1 protein-coding gene is annotated in these 1,120 nt (G+C 79.9%); it reads right to left on the minus strand.

All coding sequences use genetic code 11. The features are described from left to right. On the minus strand, positions 1–1,120 hold a 1,120-nt coding region (locus OF117_RS22045; RefSeq protein WP_263555004.1), incomplete at both ends, for a 13E12 repeat family protein.

The following is a 1,120-nucleotide window of genomic DNA, read 5'->3' on the forward strand; positions in this document are numbered from 1 at the left end:
TCCGGTTCCGGTTCCGGTGTCGGCCGTGCCGGGGGGCGGGTCGGCGGGTGCGGGCCGTCGGCGGCGGGTGCGGCGGCGGCCCGCCGCGGTGCGCAGCTCGTGGCGGGTGGCCACCGCGTGCAGCCGGCCGGTGGCCGGGTCGCCGACGGCGACCTGCACGCGGCCGCCGGCGGGGGCGGCGTCGATGCCGAGCAGGTCGAGCTCGGCCAGCAGCGCCCGGCACTCGGCGGCGGTGACCGGGGTGCCGTCGACCTCGCCGGCCGGCTGCGGTCGCGGGGCGCCGTCGGGGCCGGGTGCCGGCGGCCGCAGCGCGTCGAGCCCGGCGTGGATGGTCAGCACCGCGGTCACCGGCGCGCGGCTGGTGTCCCAGGGTCGGGTGATCAGGTCGAAGGCGACCTCGGCGCGCAGCACGCCGATCGGTCGCGGGTCGCCGTCGCGGCGCAGCAGGCGGGCGTAGGCGTCGAGGGTCTGCGCCATCGCCGCGGCCTTGCCGGTGGTCTGGGTGATGACCAGCTCGCTCGTGCCGTCCCCGGTCGGCCGGCGGAACACGTCGCGGGCCTGCTTGGCCTGCTCCCGGCGCTGTTCCAGCGCCTGCGAGTCCAGGCGCACGAGGTGGCGGCGCACCGTCCGGCGCAGCCACGCCACGTCGCGGTGCTCGGCCTGGGGCAGCACCAGCCGCTCGATGCGCCCGGCGACGTCGGCCGCGGCGGCGCCGAGCAGGTCGACCAGGGCGCGGGCCTTGGCCACGGTGATCCGCCCGGCGTACAGCTCGGCCCAGGTGGCCGCCAGCCGGCCGCACAGCAGCACCGACTCCCCGGCCAGCTGACCGGCCTCGCCCTCGGTGCAGCAGCGGATCAGCGCGAGCTCGGCGGTGAAGGCCTCGTCGACGTCGGCCAGCGCCGGAGCGCGGGTGGCCCGGGTGTCGACGCCCGGACCGCCCCGCCCGGTGGGGGAGGCCAGGCGTTCCCGCCGGCGGCGGCGGGCCAGCCGGGCCACCGCCAGGGTCAGCAGCGCGTGCTGGCGGGCGGCGCGCGCGTCGGCGGACCAGATGTCGGCCACCAGCTCCACCTCACCGGCGGCCGGCGCCAGGTCGTCGGGGAGCACCGGCGCCGGGGTCCAC

Origin of the sequence: Geodermatophilus sp. YIM 151500 (assembly GCF_025716945.1) — a bacterium.
Taxonomy (GTDB): Bacteria; Actinomycetota; Actinomycetes; order Mycobacteriales; family Geodermatophilaceae; genus YIM-151500.